The following is a 19,901-nucleotide window of genomic DNA, read 5'->3' on the forward strand; positions in this document are numbered from 1 at the left end:
CATCCCCCCATCTCCTCACTCCGGGTTACAGCGAATCTCAACAATAAACCCATCTGGATCGTAGAAGTAAACTCCTCTTCCCGTTGGACGGGTGACGGGTTCTTGAGCAATTTTTATTTGATGCTGTTTGAGTACTTCGACTGCATTATCAAATAATTCGGGAGCTATATCAAATGCCAGATGATTAGCTCTTGTAAAACCACGTTCGGGATTTGGATCTGGTGGTGATAATTCTGGCTCCCAAAATAAATCTAATATAGTATTGTCGGGAGTTTTAAAGTTCGCAACTTTTCCCGCTTTAACTAAATTAATTAAAGTTTCTGGAACTTCATCACCCGTAAGTTCGTGCAAACCTAAGATTTCTCCATAAAAATGGCGAGAAGCCTGCATATCCTGGACGTTAAGTGCAATATGATGCACTCTACGCAGGCTTCCGGTTGTTATAACCTTATTTAAAGACTGAGTGTTAGATAGCATAATCAGTTATCAATTATCAATTATCAGTTATCGCATCTCGTCCGCAGACGCTATACCAACGTTCTGATGATGCGGGTACATAACATATTATCCGTTATCGAATACCAATTGTTGATTGTTAATTGATAATTGTTTATTGATCGGAGACTGATAGAGTTGAAAATGTTACAACGGATGAGAATGTTATTTAATTAGCATTACGGTAGTTTATTATCCATATTTTAGGAACAGGGTTTGCAGTGCAACAGGAATTTAGTTCGCGAGTTTCATCACCATTATTAATTGAGGGTAACGATAGCGACCTCGGTTTGGAGTCGAAACTTTTGGAATTACCGCTCTATGAGTTTTCGGTAGAGATGAGTTTTACTGGTAAAGAAGTAGCTGAAGTGTTTGAAAAATATCCCTTGTTGCCGGGAGCAATTTTGTTCGACGAGGGTAGATATGCTGGAATGCTTTCGAGAAGGCAATTGTTGGAATTTTTGATTCGTCCTTTCGGACAGGATTTATTTTTACATCAACCGCTAAGTATATTGTATAGCTATGGTCGCACGCCGATTTTAGAGTTGGCAGATACTACACCGATTTTGAATGCGATGCAGTTTTCGTTGAGGCGATCGCCAGAATTTTTCTCGGAACCCGTGGTAGTAAAAACTACATCAGATAAGTACAGGTTGTTGGATATGCAGGAGTTAAATATTGCTTCTTGGCAAATTCGCGGAATCGAAACTCAGGTAAGGTACGAGCGCAGCCAAGCGCAAATTATTCAAAATGATAAAATGGCTAGTCTGGGACGTTTAGTTGATGGTGTAGCCCACGAAATTTTAGATCCCGTAAACTTTATTTGGGGTAATGTAACCCACGTTTCCAATTACAGCAAAGATTTGATTAAGTTAATAGAAATTTACGATAACAATACAGCAAATACTCCAGATGATGTACTGTATTTAAAACAAGATATTGAATTTGATTTTTTAGAATCTGATTTATCACAAGCACTTGCAAGTATTCGGACTGGTGCAGAAAGATTAAAAAAACTAGTTACTGGATTACAAAATTTCTGTCATATTGATGCAATTTATCCCAAACCTGTAGATTTACACGCTAATTTAGAAAGTACTATATTGTTAATCGGCAGCCGTTTGAAAGGAGAAATTAATATTATTAAAAAATTTGGTCATCTTCCTCCTGTCTATTGTTTTGCCGGACAGTTAAACCAAGTATTTATGAATATATTAAGTAGGGCAGTGGATATTTTACTTGATGATGCAGTTCGACACCAGTTTGAAACAGAATCATCTGACAACAGTTCGCATAAACCTACTATTGAAATAGTTACACAAGTTATTTCTCAACCATCAAACGTACCAGGCTTACCCGATTCTCGCTGGGTATCAATTCACATTGCAGATAATGGGCCAGGAATGTCACCCGAATTTCAACAGCAAATTCAAGAATCTTTTTCTGTAGAAAAAAGGGCTGATAAAGAAACAAGTTTAGCTGTAAGTTATCGAATTATTACAGCTAGACATGGTGGTAAATTAAATTTTTCTTCGCAATTTGATAAAGGAACTGAATTTGAAATTCTTTTACCTTTGGTTTGATAATTAGGTAATAGGTAATAGGTAATGGGTAATGGGTAATTGGGGATTGAGATAATTAAAAGTACTTAATCTAAATCATATGGCTCTTCATTACATAGTATGCTAAATCTTCAGTTAAAAAGCCCGAAACACTTGTTATGTAAGAACTTTAAAGTATTTATTCATATAAAATACCTTCTACAACTATTTTTCCCTTCTGCCCTCTGCCTTCTGCCTTCTGCCTTTTTACGACTATTTAATTAGCATACCAAGTGCTGAAGAACCAATCATATTTCATTAAAAAAACAGTCGTTGCATCTGTCAGTAAGTGTTTTTATTAGTTATAAAGGGTAAAATTTTAGTCCTATTTAAACGCTATTAAACTTTTAATTGCATTCTCCGAAGAGCTTTACCCAATTACCTATTACCTATTACCTATTACCAACTACCTAATATTTAGCATCAATCAATCCTTTTTTAATTGCGACAATTGCAGCTTGAGTTCGATCGCGGACATCTAGTTTTTGCAGAATTGCGTGAATGTGAACCCGTACCGTACCCGCAGTAATAAAAAGATTTTCTGCTATTTCCTGGTTTGATTTACCTGCTACCACTAATGTTAATATTTCCCGTTCCCTTTTAGTTAGGGAATTATTATCAGAAGAAGATATAGCTATAGAATTGACATTAGATTGAGAAGATTGAAAAGTCGTTTGAATTTCTACGGTAGCTGTACTATCCCACCAAGAAGCACCACACGCTACCGAACGAATGGCTAAAATCAGGTTTTCGGCTGGAATTCCTTTTAAACAATAACCGTTGGCTTTTGCTTCAATTAATTGAGCAATCAAAGTTTTTTGAGAATGGGAAGTTAAAACTAATACTGGTAAATTCGGACGACGTTGTTTTATTTGACGGCAGGCCTCTACACCACCTATACCGGGTAATCCTACATCTAAAAGAACTATATCTAATGGTAGTTGAGAAGATAATTCAATCGCGGTTTCTCCATCTTCAGCCTCGACAACAATTTCCAACCCTACTTCTTGATGCAGTCGCGTGGAAATTCCTAATCTAAACAACTCGTCGTCTTCTACTAATAAAATTTTTATTGGCTCTGTTTTCATTACTCTAATTGTTAACAAAAGCAGGTATACTAAACCCGAAGATAGCTCCACCACTTTTACGTCTTTCTGCCCAAATTTTACCGCCATGCGCTTCAATTATTTGCCGACTTAAATAAAGCCCTAAACCCGCACCTTTAGCTTGACGGTTAGTATGTCCTTGATAAAATCTTTCAAATAATAGCGGTAATTCTTCCTCTGTAATTCCCTGTCCTTGATCGATAATTTTGACTGTATGGTTAATCCCGTTGGGAACAAACACAACTTCTACTTTACCACCCCGTAGCGAGTGATTAATCCCGTTAGCAATTAAGTTGACAAAAACGCGCTGTAGTTGTAAGTCATCTCCATTCACCATAGCTCGCGAACGAAATTCAGAATCAGCAAAACCCAGATGAATGTATACTTGGCGAGTCGATGCTAATTCAACAACAGTCGAAATTGCTGATTCTGCTACCGCGACTAAATCTATAGATGAACAACGCAGTTGTAAACCTTGAGTATCGTTACGGTAAACATCGAGCAAGGTTTGCACTAACTCTAAAGTATTTTGATGCGATCGCCTCATTATCTGCAAAACTTTATGTTGATTATGAGTTACCGCACCAAATTTTTCTGACTCAAAGGCTGTGAGGGTTTCTATTGCTCCCAAAAGTGGGGTTCGCAGATCGTGGGTGAGGGTAGAAGCAAAATCTTCTCTTAGCGAAGCCGTTTTCTCTTGCGCTAATATTTGCATTTTTTGACGCGCTATAGCTTCTTCGTATTTACGATTACGGTTACTCAACCACCCGGTGACAATCAACGCTGCAACAACAATCGAGCGGTTTGCAATTGTCGGTAAAGTAATGGTTTCTACACCGGGAATTACTAAGTTAAGGATTGTAAAGGCGATCGCGCTTATTGTCACCCAAGCAGTAGTTTTCTGGCTCAGACGCGAGTTTGCTAAAACTACTACACCTATATATAGATATCCAAAGACATAAATAGGGGGCGTGGAATATTCTAAAATCACAACCAAAATAAATATAGCGACAATTAGCCATTGACGAGATGTATACAAATGTATTAAAGCTTGAAGTCGGTTGAATTGTTTGTTTAGCATTTTTGGTCACAAATAATTGATTTTATTGGATTAGTGATGTCCAGATAAATAATATTTCGTATATCTATCTTCAGAATATTGTTTTATTAAATTTATCTTATTTACAAAAAATATTTGGTTTAATTCTTGAAGGATTATTTTTATGTTTATTTGATTTTGAGAAGCTTAGTAGTCAGGGCTTTAAATTATTTATAATCGGACAGACCACTAGTTTATAGCTGGTTACAACAGACTTACGTGTTTTGATATATAACTGTTCTAAACGTTTATAAACGCTTGCTAAATCAAGCACTAAACACATAAACTATATTTTATACAACTTGTATATTGTGATTTTTTCAAATAGACAAGATAATAAAAAAGTGATTTCAATATAAGTCCAGAAAAGAACTTTTCTAAATTTCAGTAAATAAAGATATGTTATTAGGATTTATCCAAATTGCCATTACTTTGGTAATTTTAGTAGCAATAACTCCCCTGCTTGGCGGTTATATGGCACGGGTTTTTCTAGGTCAAAAAACGATTTTAGACCCGGTAATGAAACCTCTAGAACGTTTAATTTACGGTTTATCGGGATTGCGTCAAAGTTCGATGACAGTTTGGCAATACATCCGCGCTGTGATTTTTAGTAATTTAATTATGGGCGCGTTTGCGTTTTTGGTATTCATCTTGCAAGGAGTATTACCGCTTAATCCAATAAATTTAGATGCACCAAGTTGGGATTTGGCTTTACATACTGCAATTTCCTTTGTAACTAATACCAACCAACAGCATTATTCCGGTGAAACCACCTACAGCTACTTTAGCCAAATGCTAGCCCTGGGGTTTTTGATGTTTACCTCTGCGGGGACGGGTATTGCGGTGGCGATCGCTTTTATTCGCGGGTTAACTGGTAGAGATTTAGGTAATTTTTATGTGGATTTAACTATGTCGATTACCCGGATTTTACTACCCATTTCTATAGTTGGGGCTGTAATTCTCCTCGCTGCTGGGGTACCGGAAACCTTAGCTGGACCCGCAACCGCACAAACTTTAGAAGGTGCTACGCAATATATCGCTCGCGGTCCCGTTGCTCATTTTGAGATTATCAAGGAACTGGGTGAAAACGGTGGTGGTTTCTTTGGAATTAACTCGGCACATCCTTTTGAAAACCCCAATAATTTGACCAACTTGTTAGAAACGGTAATTATGATGGCGATTCCCGCCTCACTAATTTACACTTACGGCGTTATTGCGGGGAATACCAAACAAGCCTGGTTGTTATTTTGGATGGTATTTGTGATTTTCGCGGCGTTAATTACCGTAGCTGCAATTGGCGAATATCAAGGAAACCCGATAGTTAACTCAATTTTAGATACAAACGCACCCAATTTAGAAGGAAAAGAAGTTCGTTTCGGTGCATTTTTAACTGCACTTTGGGCAGCAGCGACAACGGGGACAATGTGCGGTGCGGTCAACGGGATGCATGATTCCCTGATGCCCAGTGGTGGTATGGTAACAATGTTCAATCTATTCTTACAAATTGTTTGGGGTGGACAGGGAACCGGAACCGCTTATTTATTTATATTCTTGATTTTGACAGTATTTCTTACCGGATTGATGGTAGGGAGAACGCCGGAATTTTTAGGACGCAAAATCGAAAAACGTGAAATAGTCCTAGCTAGTGTCATTTTACTAGTTCATCCCATCATGATTTTAATTCCCGGTGCCATCGTCATGGCGTTTCCCGACACACTATCAGGAATTACCAATCCAGGATTTCACGGTTATTCCCAAGTAATTTACGAATACGCATCCGCCGCAGCTAACAACGGTTCTGGTTTTGAAGGTTTAGGCGATGGAACCGTATGGTGGAACTTAAGCACAAGTGTAGCTTTAATCGGAGGACGTTACTTACCGCTGATTGCGCTGTTGTTATTAGCCGACGGAATGATGCACAAACAACCCGTTCCTGAAACCACAGGAACCCTGCGAACCGATACCGGATTATTTACCGGAATTACAGCAGGGGTAATTCTCATTTTAGGCGCATTAACCTTTTTACCAGTATTCGCTCTCGGACCGATCGCCGAAGCCTTTCTGATTGCTAGAACTGCATCGGGAGTGGGTTAGGGATGGGGATGGGAAGAAATTAAAACTACTTTAAGCTTTATTTTCCAGTTCCCCATCTCCTTTGAATTTCATATCCACCGAGTAATACCACCGCCATTAGAAAAGGTAATAAATAATAAACTGCTCGAAATGCTAATAACGAACCTAAAGCCGCAGTAGAGTTAATCGATTTTGGTAATAACAATAAAATAACTGTTTCAAATACACCCAAACCACCAGGCACATGGCTAATAATAGTAGCAAACATCGCTAATAAATAAATACCAAAAAAGCCAGGATAAGTTAAAGGGTTATTATTTGGAAGCAAAATGTAAAGTACTGCCGCAGCAAATGACCAGTCAAAAAAAGACACAATTATTTGGGCAAGAGATGATTTTAAACTTGGGATGGCAAAAGTTTTACCTCTAATTCTTAATGGTTGTTTTCTTACAGCGCAAAGTATTAAGTATGAAATTACAATGAATAAAAAAATCAATCCTATGGGATAGGCTGAGACGAAAGGTAATTTTAGTAATCGGGGTAAAGTTAAAGGTTTTATTAGAAAAGTTACTCCACCTACAGCAAACAATCCCAACCAAAAACATATATTTTCAAAAGCAAGAACTGAAGCAATTGTTCGAGCTGGTACTCCCCAGTGAGAATAAAAACGATAGCGAATTGCGCCACCAGATAAAGCCTCAAAACCAACAATGTTACTGATAGCATTACAGATAAAACCTACTAATAGGATTTTTCCCGCACTTAAAGAGTATTTGAGGTAGCGAAAAGCAATAAAATCGTAGCAGGCAAACGCGAAATAACTCAAAGCCATAAAACCACTTGCCAAACTTAATCTATACCGCGAAATTGCTTTTAAACTCTTTATTACTTCTTTTAATTGGTAATCCTTTAGTTCTGCGCTCAATACCGACAAACATATTACTAAAATTATCAAACCGAAAAAGGGAACCAGACGATTAATTAGTTTTTCATTTACCATAATCTTACAGAACATGACTTATAAATCTGTTGCATTTACTAGGTACTGTTAAAAACAATAAACAACGCTGTTTTATTGTGTTAAAAATCTTTTCACCAATATTGATTTTCAACTCCTCACTCCTAAATCCTAACTATGAAATTCAAACAAAGACCAGCAAAAACACCACAACCTGAGCCTTCCCAAAGGGGAAATGCACCTAAAGCGAATAGGAACAAAATTTACCAACGCGCTTTTAAACAAGCTTTTGTTAAACTCAATCCCCGCAATACCATCAAAAACCCGGTAATGTTTGTGGTATGGATTGGTACAGTCATCACCGCAATCTTAACTATTAACCCCTACGTGTTTGGTGCAGTCGCAGGGGAGAACCAACGCTTATTTAATGGCTTAATTACAGTTATTCTCTTCTTTACAGTTGTCTTCGCCAATTTCGCCGAAGCTGTCGCGGAAGGACGCGGTAAAGCTCAAGCTGATGCCTTGCGTTCTACTAAAGGAGACACCATTGCTCGCAAACTCTTACCAGATGGTGGAATTGAGGAAGTAAGTTCTACCAGTTTGCAAAAAGGAGACAGAATTAAAGTCATTGCTGGTGATGTTATTCCAGCAGATGGTGAAGTTATCGATGGTGTGGCTTCTGTTGATGAATCTGCAATTACTGGGGAGTCTGCACCTGTATTAAAAGAACCGGGTTCTGATGTTGCGAGTTCGGTAACTGGTGGTACTACTATAGTTTCCGATGAGCTAATTATCCGTACTACCTCCGACCCTGGTAAAGGTTTTATCGATAGGATGATTTCGCTGGTTGAGGGTGCGGAACGTTCTAAGACTCCTAACGAAATCGCTTTGACAGTGTTATTAGCAGTGTTAACGCTGGTATTTTTGATTGTGGTAGCGACCATTCCAACTCCAGCGATTTATGTAAATAGTCCTGTCAGCATCGCGATTTTGATTGCTCTTTTGGTAGCTTTGATACCTACCACTATCGGGGGATTATTAAGTGCGATCGGGATTGCCGGAATGGATAGGGTAGCTCAATTTAACGTTGTGGCGACTTCTGGACGAGCAGTGGAAGCCTGCGGCGATATCAATACTTTGGTGCTGGATAAAACCGGAACGATTACATTAGGAAACCGTCTTGCTGAAGAATTTATCCCAGTCAACGGACACTCGGTTAAGGAAGTAGCATCGGTGGCGTTAGCTGCTAGTTTATTTGATAACACACCCGAAGGTAAATCAATTCTACGTTTAGCAGAAAAGTTGGGGGGAAAGATTGATTTTGATAGAACACAAGCTGAGGGTGTGGAATTTTCCGCACGCACCCGCATGAGCGGTACCAATTTACCTAACGGTGAGGAAATACGTAAAGGTGCGGTAGATGCAATTCGCGGTTTTGTGCGATCGCGCAATGGACAACCCCCAGATGATTTAGATGTAGCTTATGAAAGAGTATCCAACTTAGGAGGTACGCCCCTTGCTGTTTGTCGGGGTAGCGAAACCTACGGCGTTGTTTATCTTAAAGACATTGTTAAACCGGGTATTAACGAACGTTTCGACCAGTTGCGACGTATGGGGGTACGTACCGTAATGTTAACAGGAGACAACCGCATTACAGCTTCGGTAATCGCCAAAGAAGCGGGGGTAGATGATTTTATTGCGGAAGCCACACCCGAAGACAAAATTGCCGTGATTCAAGCCGAACAAGCCAAGGGTAAATTAGTAGCGATGACGGGAGACGGTACCAACGATGCACCAGCTTTAGCTCAAGCAAACGTCGGAGTAGCTATGAATTCCGGTACTCAAGCGGCGAAAGAAGCGGCAAATATGGTGGACTTAGATTCAGATCCGACAAAGTTAATTGACTTGGTAACTATCGGTAAGCAGTTATTAATTACTCGTGGAGCGCTAACAACTTTTTCGATTGCCAATGACATTGCCAAATACTTCGCAATTATTCCAGCAATGTTCGCAGCTGCGGGAATTGGTGCTTTGAATATTATGGGTTTAACCAGCGCTCAATCAGCAGTTTTATCGGCATTAATTTACAATGCTTTAATTATTCCAGCCTTAATTCCCTTAGCCCTAAAAGGTGTAGAATTTCGTCCTTTAACTGCCAATCAACTGTTACGTCGCAACATTTTTATTTACGGTTTAGGTGGTGTAATTGCACCTTTTGTAGCCGTGAAAATAATTGATGTTTTAATTACCGCTGTAGGTTTAGCATAAATTACTCAACATCTCAACTCAAAAACTCCGCGTTCCTCCGCGCTTACCTCTGCGTTACTTTGCGTTAAAAAAAGATTCTTCCCATCCTAAACTCAGAATTCTCATGAAACTAATTAATTTAAAACAAAAAGTATTTGTGACTACAAACCATGTTGATTTTATCCGCTTCATTTGGTCGGAATGGCGACGACAAAAGTTTCCTTTATGGATATTTTTGGGGTTGTTTTTGAATTTAATTGTTGCTCCTGCGGTCTACGCTGCTACTCCCGATATTGAGCGTACTACTGCTTACGCTTTGGGAATTTTAGGTTTAGTAACTGTTGGACTTAGTATTTATTTATTTACTGTAATTTTACAACCGGAGCGTTTTTAAATCATGGCTAGAGAATTTATAATTGCAGTTCGCAATACGTTTTCACTTTGGCTTTTGACTGCTTTAATTTATCCATTTTTAATTATCTTGTTAGGGCAAGTTGCTTTTCCTTATCAAGCCAACGGTAGCTTAATAACTAATAACCAAGGACAGGTTATTGGTAGTGCTTTAATTGGACAAAGTTTCAATTCAGACCGTTATTTTTGGAGTCGTCCTAGCACGGTTAATTACAGCGAAGGACAAGACGCTGCACCCACAGGAGTATCGGGTGCAAGTAATCTTGCTCCTAGTAATCCAGAATTAATTATTCGCATTCAAAAAGAAATCAAAAAATTGCAACAAGCCGGAATTGAACCTACATATGATTTGGTTTATGCTTCTGGTTCTGGCCTTGACCCCCACATTACCCCAGAAGCGGCTCTATCACAATTAGCACGAGTTGCTAAAACGCGAAATATTTCTGTAGAACAAATTCAACCGTTGATTTCGCAAAATACAGATGGGAGATTTTTGGGAATATTCGGGGAACCGGGAGTTAATGTTTTGAAGTTAAATTTGGCTTTGGATAAATTGTAGAATCCCTAATATTTTTGTTAAACGCAGAGGAACGCGGAGTTATCGCAGAGTGACGCAGAGGAAATAGTTTGTAGTGAGTCCAGATAGGGCTTACTACAAACTTAATATTTTTATTGTAGTTAGTTTTTTATTATGTTTGAATCGAACGAAACTGTATCTAATCAACACATATCTAATCAATACGAACGTCCTAAAAAACGCGGAAAACATAAAATTTTTATCGGTATGGCTCCTGGAGTTGGTAAAACTTACCGAATGTTGGAAGAAGCTCACAGCTTGAAACAACAAGGGATTGATGTTGTTATTGGACTTTTAGAAACCCACGGACGTGTAGAAACAGCCGAAAAAGCCCAAAATTTGGAAATAATCCCTCGCAAACAGATTTTAATGCAGGGAAGATGGCTTAGTGAAATGGACACCGATGCGATAATTGCTCGCAATCCACAGTTAGTATTAGTTGATGAATTAGCACATACGAATGTGCCTGGTTCAGTATATGAAAAACGCTATCAAGATGTAGAAAAAATTCTAGAGACGGGTATTGATGTCTATTCCACACTCAATATTCAACACTTGGAAAGTCTTAATGACTTAGTATTAAAAATTTCTGGTGTTGTAGTGCGCGAACGCATTCCAGACAGCGTTTTAGAAGCAGCTGATGAAATAATTGTTGTCGATGTTACTCCCGAAACTTTACAAGATCGGTTGCAAGAAGGAAAAATATATGCACCAGCAAAAATAGACAAATCTCTACAAAACTTTTTTAAAAAAAGCAATTTGATTGCATTACGGGAATTAGCTTTACGAGAAATTGCTGATAATATTGAAGAAGAAAAAATTGAAGAGAATAATCTAAATTACTGCAATATACAAGAAAGGATATTGGTTTGCGTTTCTACTTATCCAAATACAATTCAACTGCTGCGACGTGGCGCACGTATTGCCAATTTCATGAATGCCAAATTATATATATTATTTGTAAATAATACTGGACGTTTTCTTTCTCGCCAAGAAACTTTACACGTTGAAACTTGCCAACGTTTATCTGAAGAATTCGGGGGAGAATTTTTACAGGTTAACTCTTCAAATTTATTAAAAGCTATTATTGATGTTGCTAAAAAAGAGCGTATTACTCAAATTGTAATTGGTGAAACTCGTCGTTCTCGATGGGAGATTTTCTTTAAAGGCTCAATAGTACAAAATTTAATGGAAGCTCTCACTAGCGTTGATTTACATATAATTGCTACTTAGTTATGAAAATTAGGAGTTAACAATATTTTGTCAGGTGTCTTAGGTTCATTATAATTAGTCATTACATCCTACTAACTTTTTCCAATTTTATTAATTTCCAATTGGGGATGATTTCCCATTTTTATCTCTTCCTGTTTGCTTTGAATTTCTCTATGAATTTGTTCTGGTTTAAATACTGTTCTTCGCAAATCTTTGTCAGCCACAAATAAAATCAAAAGGGTTGATGCTGAAATTAACATACCTGTCAGCATCGCTACTAATGATATCGTATGTTTGGGACGGAGATTAAATAGTGAAAGTCGTTCTTTACGAATTTTTCTTTTAACGCTATCGCCCAAAGTGGAGATAGTACCCCCTGTCATCAAAATCGCCAATACAATATAGGCTGTAGTCATATTTTAACTACTAAAAGGCTTACAACTTTAGTCTACTACTTTTAATTTATATCTAAATTTTGATAGTTTGAACTACAATACCGAAAATTAGATGTTGGGTTACGGCACGATTTTTAATTTTTCGCTAAAAACTATTTTCTTCGCGTGCCTAACCCAACCTACAAACTACAAACTACAAACTACAAACTCTTAACTCCTAACTAATTTAATCTTTAACCTTTAACCTTGAAGCAGCTTTTCCCCTCGTTGGTAAATTTCTCTTGCATAGTCAGTCCAAGTACCTTGTCCCCAATAACGAAAACAGCTTGTTTGCAATAGGAAATTGTCCAATAAAGCCTTGCGGTATTCGGTTTGTTGAGTAACTGATTCGTCAGCTTGCAATAATAGATCGAATTTCTGATGAAACAAGCTGCTAAGTTTATTCATCGGATCTAATACATTTTCATATCCTTTTACCCAACTGATACTGTTTGTCCAAGAAGCACCATCCATATGAAAGTTGGAATTTTCTTGTTTCAACTGTTCTATAACTTGCTCTACATTTTGAGAATCTGAAACTCGTTCCCAAATTAAATGTTGTCCCACTGGCTGACAAGCTGGGTAATCTTCCGGTTTAGCACCAGCATTTTCAATTAATTCTAAATATTCCGTTCCGTTAACTCCAACAACTCCTTTTGTTCCCCCAGCATTTTGCTTCATACCATGCCAAGCTTGCTTAAAGCCGGGGGGAAATTCGTTCATCATTACACCACCGTTTTCACCGTCACCAATTTGAGTAACTATTGGTGGGAAACTTTCATTACCTTGCGAGCTTAAGGATTTCGCTTCGTAATAAGGCTGCATTTGAGCAACTAATTTAGTATCGGAACCTTGAGTTTTAATCAAAGCGGTAATACTTACGGTTTCACCTTGAGAATTTCTAGCTACAAGTTTATGTGGTGTATGTTTATTCTTTAATTCTTCGCCGTTAAGTGTTTGTACGGAATGCTCTTGTACCATCAACCACTTGTAACCGCATTCTTTCAAAGCTTTGACATATTCATATAAAGTATCGGGATGGTTCGGGAGGTGCATTTCAGGGGGAGAAAAACCTTTAACTCGCGCTAAAGCATCCCAACCGAACATTGCTGCAAAATAATGCTGCCATGCCTGAATGTGTAATTTTATATCAGGAATCGGCGTAGAAGGAACTACGGCGTGTCCCCACATGGTACCCAACCATTCCACATAAGGTTGGTATGTAGAATCGCAGGTGATACGTTTAAGATTGTCTATGATATCTCTGCGCCCCATCTGTTGAAATCCCCACAACAGATTGCCAGAATAATCCAACATCACGCGAGGATTGCAACCTTGACTGACTAATTCGGGGATAATATCGCCCATGCGGCTGTAACAATTAGCAAAAGGGCCTGCATTATGGTTGTCACCTTCACCTTGGTGTTCAAACATATATTGCAGATGGCTGATATACTCGCCGTTTGCACCAGCGGGGATTGTCGGTTGGTGCATATGCAGCGCTACGGCGAAAGTCGCGGTGATGTCTTCTAAGCGGAGATTTGTTGTAGGAAGGAAAACGGGTGAATTTTGGTTTACGACTTCTAGAACCTGTTTTTCACTACCAGAGATATTGGGTAAGCCGTCAATAGTTTCTGGTAAAGCGGGTAGGGTTGTTAGAGTAGGCATTTAGTTATCAATTAACAATTATCAATGTTCAATTATCACTCGCTGTAGGGTGGGGGTGTATATTAATTATCAATTGTTTATTATTGTTTGCTGTGAAGACAGGCAGCTTTGTTGCCTTCACGGCGCATTTGTAATAATTATGCTTGATACCGAAATTCATGTAGCGCCCCCTTCCCAACATTAACCCTTCAGGAAGAAACACGCTTTGATGTTGGGTTACGACACGATTAAAAAAATTGTTGTTAAAAGTTGAATTCCCAAACGTGTCTAACCTAACCTATTAGCTAACTAAAGCGCAACTACGAACCCTTTAATACTTTATCAGTCAATTTACCCGATTTCCGAAAAGCACGACCATATTCTAAGGCTTCCAAAAACGCTTCTTCATCAGAAACCGAGCCAATCAATTGTTCTAACCAGTTTTCTAAGGATTTGCCTTCAACCTTACTTTCGAGAGCGGAAACTGCTTTCTCAAGGTTTAATAAACGACGCTCTAAAATATTTTCGTCTAACATAGTTTTCTACCTTATTAAGGCTATAAGCTTTTGCTAAGATATTCGCCTTTAATAATAGCAAACAAGAGACACTAGGTTGGGTTAGCCGCATTTTTAATAGTTATTCTCAATATCGAAATTCATATAGCACCCCCTTGCCAACATTACCCCTTCCGAGACAAACACGCTTTGATGTTGGGTTACAACACGATAAAAAAAATTGTTGTTAAAAGTTGAATTCCCAAACGTGTTTAACCCAACCTACTAACTACCGACTTCTGCCGATACCATAATTGCTGCATAACGTCCGTTTTCTGTCAGCTGTTTAGCTAGTGCTAGCATCGCGGTTGTTTTACCCGTTTGACGAGGTGCGTGAACGACAAAATAGGTTTCTTGCTCGATGAGCATTTCTAAGTCGGGTAAACGACTTGTAGCTGAGAGCATATAGTGTTTGTCTGCTCTACAGGGACCAGCGAGACATATAATTAACGAATGGCGGACACTTTGAGTTTATCTTATATATGTCTCTAGCTCTATACCAAATGATACGCTTGTACTTAACTATAGATAGAGCTAATTAAATAAGTGAATCTTTTAAAATTGATTTAGAGAACTAATATATAAACCAAATTTTGGGAGATAACATTTATGCAACCTTGGATGCTTTGGGCTGGAGCTTTTACATCACTCGTTGGATTATGGGTAATAGCTAATTTAATGTATTAATTAAATATTTTTGGTTAATAAATCTCTGAATGCAAAAAGAGATTTTTAACAAATCAATGAGAGTTAACTTAGAAGATGTTGGGTTACGACACGATTAAAAAAATTGTTGTTAAAAGTAAAATTCCCAAACGTGTCTAACCCAACCTACTCGCTACTCCCTCACAACCAATTCCCTACTAAAATATAGGGTGCCCAGTAAAGTGGATGCTCGTAATTTGGATCTTTCAATAAAGCTAATTGAGAATTGCGTAATGCCTCAGCTTTATTTTGTTTGGTATTACTTAACTCTTTGTAAAATTGACCCATTAAATTTGCTGTTGATTCATCATTAACTGGCCATAATGTTGCTAGAGTACTGCGTGCCCCTGCTTTGACTGCTATACCTGCTAGCCCCAAGGCTGCACGATTATCGCCGACGGCGGTTTCACAGGCACTAAGCACCAAAAGCTCAATTGCTTGCTGATGGGGCAGTTGACTGCGATCGAGTAGGTTATCTAAATCATTAATCCGAATCCGGTCATTCCAAGTTAAAATAAACGTTTCGATCGCCTTGGAACTAAATTGACCGTGAGTAGCAATATGGACGATGGGAAAAGAATTTGATTGCAAGTTATTTTCTACATTTTCACGGGTGAATTTCTGGTTTAATAAAACTGTACTTGAAACTTCCAATTTAATTTTCTTAAATTCTTCTTCGACAAATTCCAAAGCTGAAAATCCTTGTCTGGCTTCACTTAGCCCTGCTCCGAGTACTTTAAAGTTATTTTGCTGTAGCTTGCGTGGTGGTAGTAGTTTTAAGCTTGGTGTGAAGGCAATACTGTATTTTTCGAGCAAATATTGATCGCCATCGTGGAGTACTGCTATGGGAATATTTCGCAATACTCCATCTGGTACTAACACTAAAGTTTTAACTCCGCTACTAGCTAATTCTTTTTCTAATGGACGGATTAACCAGTCGTACAGTTGTTTCGATAAAGGCATAAAACTGTATCTGGTACGAATAACTAAATTTTGACGCAGCTTTTCTACAGTTGTTTCTAGCTGTTGTTGAGGTACAGCAATGGTGTAGTGGTGTAGTGGCTGCTGTGGCAAACTGAGAATGATTTCTAAATTATTTTTAAGGATTATAGGATAAATAATTGCGGCTTGAGTATCAATGCGCTCAACTTCAGCAGTTTTGCTATCCAGGCAAGCTTCGTGAAAGAAGTTTTCTAATTCTGCAACTTGTAAGGATTCAATCACTTCACGGGCTTGCAACAAATTTTCTTGATTGGATTCTGATGATTCACCATGCACAAGCAAAGCAACCAATTCTCGGTAAACTGGTTCTACACTATCCCGAAATGAATATTGAATATCGGATTCTACTGCTAGCAAATCGCTACGTAAAAATTGTAGAGTGCTAACCGATTGTTGATAAGCTGCGATCGCATTTTCGATATTTCCTTGTGCTTTGAGAATTCTTCCTAGTTGCCATTGCCAGCGATATGATATTTCTGGGCTATTAATGGCTTGGGCTAGCATTAAAGCTTTTTCGGTCAATTTTTGAGCATTTGACAATTGCTGAGTTTTTTCGTAGAGGCTACCGAGTTTTCCCAGTGCATATGCTTCTAACCGTTTGTCTCCTAAGTTTTCCGCTTGTTGATAACTGGTGGCGATTAATTCTGCAATTGTTGCCATGTCGGGGGTATGGGAATTTGCAAGATGCAGGTTAATTAAGCTTTCTGCAAGGTTCAATTGAGCATAAATTGTTGTCCGGTTTGGGGTAAGTTTAATTAATGGTGGTTGTATTTTACTTGCTAGCAACCGTGCATTTACCCATTTTTCCATCTTAATTAACACGCTTAATTGATTCAATTGGGCGTTAATTTGATCGGATTGCGAAGCTGCAAATATTGCTGCTTGTTGATAAAAATCTAAAGCGGATTCGGGTTTTTGGTTGGTATAAGCAACGTTTCCCAAAGCCAGTAAAGTAGAACTAATATCTGATGGTAGCTGCAATTTTTGAGCCAGCGTCAAACTTGCATTCAAAACTTCCTTAGCTCTTTCTAAGTTTCCTACTAAGCGTAAACTGGTACCCAAGTTACGTAGTGCGGCGGCTTTGGTTGGGGAATCTGCTTGCTCTTGCAGAATTTGATTCACTTCTTCTAAGGTAGATAAGGCTTTGCGATATAATCCCAAAGATTTTAAAGCTTGGGATTGATTAATCAGACTGCGAATAGCTCCAGTTTCATTTTTGGCTTTTTTGTAAGTATTTGCTGCTTCTTGCCAGGTAGAGAGAGCTAATTGCGGTTTTCCCGTGGCTAATTGGAGAGTTCCTTGAGTGTTTAGGGCTTGCGCTAATACTTTTAATTGTTTTGATGAGGGATTACTAAGCTGTACTAATTTTAAGCTGTCGGTAATTGCTTGGGTTGCTTGTTTCCATTGCCCTAGCTGTTGATAAGCCAAGGAAAGATTGCTTAAAACCCTGGCTTGATTAAGTTTATCTGCTCTATATTGGTATACCCGCAAAGTTTGCTGCCAAATTTCTAACGCCGCATAAAAACGATCTGCTTGATAATATTCTCTGCCAAGTTGTTCTTGTTGTGCTGCATTAGATAATGTTTTTACTACCGATTGTGGTGTTGCTTGTACTGCTGGAATAAATACACTTTCAATAGCTAATAAAAGGGTTAAAACTATTCCCAATAAAATCCTTAGATAAAAACGAAACCAACGGTTTTTACTTACCAAATATAAACAACTTGTTTTAAGCATGACAATTCCTCGCTCTTAGCCAAGTGTGGGAATTTAGATTTGGAGCTTGTGCTGCTAGGAATATTTCTCCTTTATCGTTCACCACTATTCCTTGGGCTTCTAGAATCGCCGAAGCAGAATGGGGAATTGTCTGGGGTGATGCTGCGGCTCTGTATCTAGATAGATTTCTTTTACTATTTATACTATTTGTACCGATTGGGGTAGTTGCTAAATCTGGCAGAATTTGACTGCTACTTAAGATGCTATCGGGGCTTGGTGCTAAACCACTTCGTCCAGTAATGAAGAATTTACTACCCGAATTCGATCTAGATTTGCAGCTTTGAGCAATTAATTTTGAAGCATCTGTGGCTGTTTGGGGTAGTTGCAATAATATTTCAGAGGCATTTACTGTAAAATCGCTGAATTTAGTTAGTCGATCGCCAAGTAATTCTCCATTTTCTATAGGATCGATAGAATCAGCAGCTTTGACTGGTAATTGTTCGCCAAATTCCTCTACTGGAACTTCGATCCCTACCCGTGCCTTATCGCCGATAGTTAACTTTCGAGCTTCTATTAACACATCACCACCATTACCCGATGCTGTGGTTTCCGCAACTAAAAGACTCACATCGTTTAATTTCAGATTCGAGGCACGAATGATTAATTTACCTACATTTCCCGTGCCCTGGGTTTCTGCGGAAACGATTGTCTGCGCTCCTTGAATGTCGATTTTCTTGGCTTTGAGAATGACATCCCCACCTCTTTCGACACCAAGTGCTATCGCCCGAATCGAAGAGTCATTTATATTCAGGCGATCGCCTTTAATACTAATTCCATCATCGGTTTTAATCCCAGATGATGTTTGTGTAAAAAGACGGGATTGATTCAAAGTTACTGTCTTACCTTGAAACTGAATATTACCACCATCAAGCGAAGATTTATCGAGTTGAATATCTTTAAAGTTTTGGTTATCTACATATCCCAAAGCAAATCCTTGAGAGTTTGGAATTAAGCTAACTAAACTATTATTTTTAACGGCACCTAACTCGATCCTACCGTCGGGAACGCTGATATTGCCACCATCTCCTTTGATTTCACCCCCTACAAGTGCCAAGGTAGTATTAGCTAGCCCCTGGAGTCCATCAGCTTGAGATTGATTAATAATAGCTTCAGTTTTGTTGCCAAACTGCAAACCTAAAGGAACGCTAATCGTAAGCAGAGGTTTTTGCGGATTAGTAGCGCTAAATACATCACCATTGGAAAGTTTGATGCTGCTAGCTGTACTGCCAATAAACGAACCACCAATATCTAAGGAAGCATTTGAACCAAAGATAATACCGTTGGGATTAATTAGAAAAAAGTTGGCGTTACCTTGAGTTTGAATTAAACCGTTGATATTCGATTCCAAATTACCCGTGACGCGGTTGATGATATTGGCAAGATTTGAATCATTTTTGAAAATTACAGAGCCGTCTTTAGAAACAGAAAATTCTTTAAAGCTATGGAAGAGGTTATTGCCTACTTTTGTTCCCCCTGTAATTAAAAAATCAAGCCCTTTCTTCGTTCCTGGCGAAACTTCCGTAGATATAGGGAGAGTGCCATCTCCTGAAATTTGGGCTTTGCCTACGGGGATTTTACTGAAATAACTAGTAATGCCGATAGCTATTGCAATATAGTAAAAACACGGTGTTTTCGGTATTTTGAATTTTATATTTGGCTTATTAGGCATTATCGTTGGTAGTTCCCTGTTTTCTGAGCGAAATAGCGTTTAAAAATTAAGATATGAATCTACAAGTATTCGATTATGTAGAAATGTTGCACCGCAAAGTTTGATCCCCCCTTCCCCGCTTAAAAAGAGGGGTTAAAGTCCTACTTAAAAAGAAGGATTAGGGGGATCTCGAATGGCATAAACTAACAGGATGGGTAAAAGCAATAATAGAACTTACATTCTTCATATTGCCCAAAACTTACCGTTAAACTCACATCATTTCGATATTTAAGCAAAGCTTCGATCTGAGTCTAATAAATATGCTGATTTTGCTCTTAATAATCAAGCAATAAAAT

15 protein-coding genes and 1 pseudogene are annotated in these 19,901 nt (G+C 38.4%); 6 read left to right on the forward strand and 10 right to left on the reverse strand.

The annotated features are described in order from the left end of the window. Positions 1-15: 15 nt before the first annotated feature. Positions 16-477 carry a VOC family protein gene (locus ACM03V_RS10150; RefSeq protein ID WP_414620653.1) on the reverse strand — a complete coding sequence of 154 codons (462 nt, stop codon included), beginning with the start codon at positions 475-477 and terminating at the stop codon, positions 16-18. A 239-nt stretch (positions 478-716) separates the two neighbouring features. Here ACM03V_RS10150 and ACM03V_RS10155 point away from each other — a divergent pair, with 239 nt between their 5' ends. Continuing rightward, positions 717-2,078, forward strand: coding sequence for a sensor histidine kinase (locus ACM03V_RS10155; RefSeq protein ID WP_414620654.1), 1,362 nt, complete (start codon positions 717-719; stop codon positions 2,076-2,078). Between the two features lie 428 nt (positions 2,079-2,506). Here the strand turns inward: ACM03V_RS10155 and ACM03V_RS10160 are convergent, their stop codons facing one another. After that, the gene (locus ACM03V_RS10160; RefSeq protein ID WP_414620655.1) at positions 2,507-3,184 is read right to left on the reverse strand and encodes a response regulator; all 678 of its coding nucleotides are present in this window, start codon (positions 3,182-3,184) and stop codon (positions 2,507-2,509) included. 4 nt (positions 3,185-3,188) lie between these two features. Beyond that, on the reverse strand, positions 3,189-4,283 hold the full coding sequence (locus ACM03V_RS10165) for a sensor histidine kinase (RefSeq protein ID WP_414620656.1): 1,095 nt from the start codon (positions 4,281-4,283) through the stop codon (positions 3,189-3,191). Positions 4,284-4,700: 417 nt separating this feature from the next. Here ACM03V_RS10165 and kdpA point away from each other — a divergent pair, with 417 nt between their 5' ends. Then, positions 4,701-6,395: a potassium-transporting ATPase subunit KdpA gene (kdpA, locus tag ACM03V_RS10170; RefSeq protein WP_414620657.1), complete on the forward strand. Its 1,695-nt coding sequence runs from the start codon at positions 4,701-4,703 to the stop codon at positions 6,393-6,395. Between the two features lie 37 nt (positions 6,396-6,432). Here the strand turns inward: kdpA and ACM03V_RS10175 are convergent, their stop codons facing one another. After that, on the reverse strand, positions 6,433-7,374 hold the full coding sequence (locus ACM03V_RS10175; RefSeq protein WP_414620658.1) for a lysylphosphatidylglycerol synthase domain-containing protein: 942 nt from the start codon (positions 7,372-7,374) through the stop codon (positions 6,433-6,435). Between the two features lie 135 nt (positions 7,375-7,509). Between ACM03V_RS10175 and kdpB the strand changes: the two genes are divergently transcribed. The 4 genes from kdpB to ACM03V_RS10195 all read left to right on the forward strand — a co-directional run bounded on the left by kdpB (position 7,510) and on the right by ACM03V_RS10195 (position 11,800). Beyond that, a complete protein-coding gene (gene kdpB / locus ACM03V_RS10180; protein ID WP_414620659.1) occupies positions 7,510-9,600 on the forward strand; it encodes a potassium-transporting ATPase subunit KdpB in 2,091 nt (696 codons plus the stop codon). Positions 9,601-9,703: 103 nt separating this feature from the next. Beyond that, on the forward strand, positions 9,704-9,973 hold the full coding sequence (kdpF, locus tag ACM03V_RS10185; protein WP_414620660.1) for a K(+)-transporting ATPase subunit F: 270 nt from the start codon (positions 9,704-9,706) through the stop codon (positions 9,971-9,973). A gap of 3 nt (positions 9,974-9,976) precedes the next feature. Further along, positions 9,977-10,549, forward strand: coding sequence for a K(+)-transporting ATPase subunit C (gene kdpC, locus ACM03V_RS10190; RefSeq protein ID WP_414620661.1), 573 nt, complete (start codon positions 9,977-9,979; stop codon positions 10,547-10,549). A 132-nt stretch (positions 10,550-10,681) separates the two neighbouring features. Beyond that, positions 10,682-11,800: a sensor histidine kinase KdpD gene (locus ACM03V_RS10195; RefSeq protein WP_414620662.1), complete on the forward strand. Its 1,119-nt coding sequence runs from the start codon at positions 10,682-10,684 to the stop codon at positions 11,798-11,800. Positions 11,801-11,871: 71 nt separating this feature from the next. On the opposite strand, the gene ACM03V_RS10200 is transcribed toward ACM03V_RS10195, so the two are convergent. From ACM03V_RS10200 to ACM03V_RS10225, 6 genes and pseudogenes are all read right to left on the reverse strand, one after another. After that, entirely contained in the window at positions 11,872-12,195 is a 324-nt protein-coding gene (locus ACM03V_RS10200) for a DUF3084 domain-containing protein (protein WP_414620663.1), read from the reverse strand. A 219-nt stretch (positions 12,196-12,414) separates the two neighbouring features. Beyond that, positions 12,415-13,881, reverse strand: coding sequence for a glycosyl hydrolase family 57 (locus ACM03V_RS10205; RefSeq protein ID WP_414620664.1), 1,467 nt, complete (start codon positions 13,879-13,881; stop codon positions 12,415-12,417). Positions 13,882-14,180: 299 nt separating this feature from the next. Continuing rightward, positions 14,181-14,396: a transferase hexapeptide repeat containing protein gene (locus ACM03V_RS10210; RefSeq protein WP_414620665.1), complete on the reverse strand. Its 216-nt coding sequence runs from the start codon at positions 14,394-14,396 to the stop codon at positions 14,181-14,183. 246 nt (positions 14,397-14,642) lie between these two features. Beyond that, a pseudogene (locus ACM03V_RS10215) lies at positions 14,643-14,819 on the reverse strand (ATP-binding protein); the annotation flags it as partial. 441 nt (positions 14,820-15,260) lie between these two features. Further along, positions 15,261-17,858, reverse strand: a complete 2,598-nt coding sequence (locus ACM03V_RS10220; protein ID WP_414620666.1) for a CHAT domain-containing protein — start codon at positions 17,856-17,858, stop codon at positions 15,261-15,263. Beyond that, complete coding sequence (locus ACM03V_RS10225) at positions 17,851-19,566, reverse strand: filamentous hemagglutinin N-terminal domain-containing protein (protein WP_414620667.1); 1,716 nt, start codon at positions 19,564-19,566, stop codon at positions 17,851-17,853. The genes ACM03V_RS10220 and ACM03V_RS10225 overlap by 8 nt, the downstream gene beginning before the upstream one ends. Positions 19,567-19,901 lie beyond the last annotated feature (335 nt).

The sequence above is a fragment of the Calothrix sp. CCY 0018 genome (assembly GCF_963920925.1).
GTDB lineage: Bacteria > Cyanobacteriota > Cyanobacteriia > Cyanobacteriales > Nostocaceae > Rivularia.